Origin of the sequence: Algibacter sp. (assembly GCF_049667265.1) — a bacterium.
Lineage (GTDB): Bacteria > Bacteroidota > Bacteroidia > Flavobacteriales > Flavobacteriaceae > Algibacter_B.
Map to the genome: position 1 here is coordinate 1 of NZ_JBATHX010000241.1, position 4695 is coordinate 4695.

Sequence of the window (4695 nt, forward strand, 5' to 3'; positions counted from 1 at the left end):
ATTAAGTTAGAAGTTAGAAGTTAGAAGTTAGAAGTTAGAAGTTAGAAGTTAGAAGTTAGAAGTTAGAAGTTAGAAGTTAGAAGTTAGAAAGATTAAAATAAAACTTGTGAAATAAAATGAATATAGCAAAAGTGTTCAAAAAACAAAATAAAAAATCATGACCAGTAAAGTAACACCAAGAGGAGCCTATCCACACACAAAACGTGTTGGCGATTTTATATTTGTATCTGGAACAAGTTCAAGAAGACCGGACAACACCATTGCTGGAGTTGATATTATTGATCAAATGGGCACCAAACATTTAAACATTGAAACCCAAACCCGCGAAGTTTTGAAAAACATTGAAAAGAATTTAGCGAACGAAGGTGCTTCTTTAAAAGATGTTGCGGATGTTACAACGTTTTTAGTAAATATGAATGATTTTGCAGGATATAATAAAGTCTACTCCGAGTTTTTTGATGCAGAAACTGGACCAACAAGAACAACCGTTGCAGTACATCAATTACCGCATCCAGATTTGGTAGTGGAGATTAAGGTTGTCGCTTTTAAAAAATTGTAATTTGAAACTAAAAAACTTCATAAACGGTAAATTCGAAAATCCAATCTCTAATGAATGGATAGATAACTACAATCCATCCAATGGAGAAGTTTATGGACAAATACCAAACTCATCGAAAGCAGATGTTGAAAATGCCTATCAAACTGCAAAATTAGCCTTCCCAAGTTGGTCGCAAACCACTTTTGAAGTACGAAGTAGAATATTAATTAAAATTTCGGAGTTATTAGAAACAAACTTGCAACGCTTTGCCGAAGCTGAAAGCAAGGATAATGGTAAGCCAATAAGTTTAGCAAAAGCCATTGATATACCAAGGGCAGCAAGTAATTTTAGATTCTTTGGAAATGCCATCACACAATTTGCTAGTGAAAGTCATGAAAGTATTGGCCAGAAGGCAATCAATTACACTTTACGACAACCTATTGGTGTTGTAGCTTGTATTTCGCCTTGGAACCTTCCACTCTATTTATTTACTTGGAAAATAGCTCCTGCCATTGCTGCTGGAAATTGCGTCGTAGCAAAACCCAGCGAAATTACACCAATGACCGCTTTTTTATTAGCAGAAATACTAAATGAGGCTGGCCTTCCAAAGGGTGTTTTAAATATTGTTCATGGCCTAGGAACAACTACAGGACAAGCTATAATAGAGCATCCAGAAATAAAAGCTATTTCATTTACTGGTGGCACTTCAACAGGCGAACATATTGCCCGAGTAGCTGCACCTATGTTTAAAAAGTTATCTTTAGAGTTGGGTGGAAAAAATCCAAACATCATTTTTGATGATTGTGATTATGAGGATATGCTAGAAACTACTGTACGTTCTTCATTCACAAATCAAGGGCAGATTTGTTTATGTGGAAGTCGTATTTTTATTGAAGATACTATATATGAAAAATTTAAGGCAGACTTTATTGAAAAAGTGAAGAAACTAAACGTTGGACATCCTTCTGAAAATACTACAAACATTGGAGCTTTAGTTTCAAAATCGCACTTAGAAAAAGTTTTAACTTTTATTGATATCGCTAAAGAAGAAGGTGGAAACATACTTTTCGGCGGCAAAAAAGTTATTGTGAAAGGTTTTGAAAACGGCTATTATTTAGAACCCACAATTATTGAAGTTGAAACTGACAATTGTAAAGTAAATCAAGAAGAAATATTTGGACCAGTAGTCACCATAATGTCTTTTAAAACTGAAGATGAAGTTTTGGAAATGGCTAACAAGGTTAAGTACGGATTGTCTGCCACATTATGGACTAATGATTTAAAACGAACCATGCGATTGAGTAATAAATTACAAGTTGGAATTGTTTGGGTAAATACATGGATGCTTCGTGATTTACGAACTCCTTTTGGTGGTGTAAAAGCATCAGGTGTTGGTCGAGAAGGTGGATTCGAGGCTTTACGTTTTTTTACTGAAGCTAAAAATGTGTGTATTAAATATTAAAAGACCCTCTTAATCTCCCCAAAGAGGAGAAACTAGGCTGGTAATCTTTTAATTATAAAAAAATAAAATAACTTTCATGCTAATATTAAATTTAGCATGACTCATTTAAGAAATAGTTAAACTAACTCTCATTACCCGTTAAGAGTTTCCCGATTAAAATCGGGATTAGGTGGGGCTTGAATATGGATTTAAAACTAAACAACAAAAACGCATTAGTCTGCGGAAGCACACAAGGTATAGGAAAAGCAACCGCTATGGCATTAGCTGCTGAGGGCGTAAACGTTACTCTTGTTGCTAGAAACAGAGAAAAACTAAAAGAAGTTTTAGCAGAATTACCACACCATAGAAACCATAGCTATATAGTAGCTGATTTTTCTAACCCGAGGGAATTGCAAGAGCAAGTTATCAAGTTTATTGAAAAAGAACATGGTTTCCATATTGTAATTAACAATACTGGTGGTCCGAGAAGTGGAAGTCTTTTAACGGCTAGTTTAGAAGCTTTTGAAAATGCTTTTACTATGCATTTAAAATGCAACCATCTTTTGGCTCAAGCTACTATTCCGTTTATGAAAGGAGAAGGTTTTGGAAGGATTATTAATGTTATTTCTACTTCAGTAAAAGAGCCTATCCCTGGATTAGGTGTGAGCAACACAATTAGAGGTGCTGTTGGTAATTGGAGCAAAACACTAGCTACTGAAGTTGCTGAATTTGGAATAACCGTAAACAATGTACTTCCAGGTTTTACAGATACTGAACGCCTAACGGAAATTATTAAAATTAAGGCGAATATTGAAGATCGGTCTATTGAAGACATGGCAGAAATGATGAAAAATTATGCACCTGCCAAACGTTTTGCACAACCCGAAGAAACCGCCAATGTGATTACTTTTTTAGCTAGTGAATGTGCTAGTTATGTTACAGGAATTAATGTTCCTGTAGACGGAGGAAGAACCAAGTCTTTGTAATTATTTAACGAAACAAAAACACTAAACAAATTCTGGTATTTGTATCTTTATAACGAATTTGCGTTAAGGATAGAAGCGGCATCCTTTTTTGTGCAAGATCTTATCTTGATAGAAGACGAAATATTATGTTAGCTTTTACCTTTATGAGTTAATGAACAAGTTTAGTACAAAAAAGACCTGCCGGCAGGCAGGTACAGCAGATAGCCTGACCCTTGTGTTAACGCCCAAAATATTAAATTATGAGTCATTTAACATCACCTATAAATTTTAAAGCTTGGATTGAGGAAAACAGACACTTGTTAAAACCGCCAGTTGGTAATAAAGTGGTTTGGAAGGATGCAGATTTTATTGTGATGGTTGTTGGTGGACCTAACAGTAGAAAAGATTATCATTATAATGAAACGCCGGAATTTTTCTATCAGGTTGAAGGTGATATTGTGCTTAAAATAATTGACAAAGGCACGCCAAAAGATGTACATATAAAAGAGGGTGATATTTATTTATTACCGCCAAAAGTGCCGCATTCTCCACAACGTGGCGCTAATACCGTTGGGTTGGTTATTGAATACAAACGCCCTGAAGGTGTGCGTGATGCTTTACTTTGGTTTTGCGAAAATTGTGTAACCAAACTTTATGAAGAAGACTTTACATTAGATAATATTGAAACGGATATGCCGAAAATATTCGATAAATATTATGGTGACAAAGAAAAACGAAGCTGCCCAAATTGTGGAGAGGTGATGCAACCACCGAAGAAGGTACAAATAGATTAGGATTATTATTCCTGCGAAAGCAGGAATCTCATCTCACAAAACGTAAATTTTAAAAAATAGATTCCTGCCTGAGCCGGAATTACAAAATGGAAAAACGCAAACTTAGAATAAACGGTCATTCGCATTTATTGCCATATCCTGAAGATATTCCTGAATTTATGCAAGAAAAAGGCATTTTTTGGGTGGATAAAGATCGGAAATTCATGCTTCAAAAGGATTGGAAACGCCCCGTAACCGACTCTAGTTTTTTCTTAGATGAAAAACTGGAATGGATGGAACGTAATAAATTGGACCATGCTGTTGTTTTGAATTTATCGCAACTTTATGGTAACGGCTTACGCGTTGAAGAAATGAAAAAGGCCTTGCGTTTTCAAAATGATTTTAATGCTAAAATACAACGCGAAAACCCAAGTAAATTTACTTGTGGTTTTGTGGTACATCCAGCTTTTATAAGAAGTGCTTGTTGGGAAATTGAGCGTTGCGTTGAGCAACACAATATGCAATTGTTATGCTTACCAACCCATTATATGGATACTATTGGTACATGGCGTTGTATTTTTGATGAAGAGAACGAGCCCATATTTGAATTAGCAAATAAGTATAATTTGGCCGTAGAAATTCATCCTTATGATGGTGAGAAATTTATTAAATTAGAAAATACATCGTGGCGTTTTCACTTAATTTGGATGCTAGCACAATGCGGCGATGCCTATCATTTCTTAACATTAAATGGTTACCAAGATAAATTCCCAAATATGCGAACTTGTTTTGCGCACGGTGGGCAATTAGCTCAAATTAATTTAGGTCGACGGATTCAAGGTTTTGATGGTAGACCCGATTTATTTGAAGGCAAGCACCACCCAAGAAAAGCTGTCGGGCATAAAAATATATTCTTTGACACGCTAGTTCACGATACTGGTGGATTAGAGTTATTGATTAGAAATCATGGCTCCAAAC

At 35.4% G+C, this 4695-nt stretch carries 5 protein-coding genes; all 5 read left to right on the forward strand.

Going from position 1 to position 4695, the window contains the following annotated elements:
* Positions 1-157 precede the first annotated feature (157 nt).
* On the forward strand, positions 158-559 hold the full coding sequence (locus WBN21_RS09090) for a RidA family protein (RefSeq protein WP_424199538.1): 402 nt from the start codon (positions 158-160) through the stop codon (positions 557-559).
* Between the two features lies 1 nt (position 560).
* Complete coding sequence (locus WBN21_RS09095; protein ID WP_424199540.1) at positions 561-2000, forward strand: aldehyde dehydrogenase; 1440 nt, start codon at positions 561-563, stop codon at positions 1998-2000.
* Between the two features lie 182 nt (positions 2001-2182).
* The gene (locus WBN21_RS09100) at positions 2183-2965 is read left to right on the forward strand and encodes an SDR family oxidoreductase (protein WP_424199542.1); all 783 of its coding nucleotides are present in this window, start codon (positions 2183-2185) and stop codon (positions 2963-2965) included.
* A 239-nt stretch (positions 2966-3204) separates the two neighbouring features.
* On the forward strand, positions 3205-3738 hold the full coding sequence (locus WBN21_RS09105; protein ID WP_424199544.1) for a 3-hydroxyanthranilate 3,4-dioxygenase: 534 nt from the start codon (positions 3205-3207) through the stop codon (positions 3736-3738).
* A gap of 86 nt (positions 3739-3824) precedes the next feature.
* Positions 3825-4695: amidohydrolase family protein (locus WBN21_RS09110; RefSeq protein ID WP_424199546.1), on the forward strand; the 871-nt coding region annotated here is incomplete at its 3' end.

Bases quoted from the DNA above. Each gene is read 5' to 3' on its own strand.
- WBN21_RS09090 (WP_424199538.1), top strand. From the start codon at position 158: ATGACCAGTAAAGTAACACCAAGAGGAGCCTATCCACACACAAAACGT.
- WBN21_RS09100 (WP_424199542.1), top strand. From the start codon at position 2,183: ATGGATTTAAAACTAAACAACAAAAACGCATTAGTCTGCGGAAGCACA.
- WBN21_RS09105 (WP_424199544.1), top strand. From the start codon at position 3,205: ATGAGTCATTTAACATCACCTATAAATTTTAAAGCTTGGATTGAGGAA.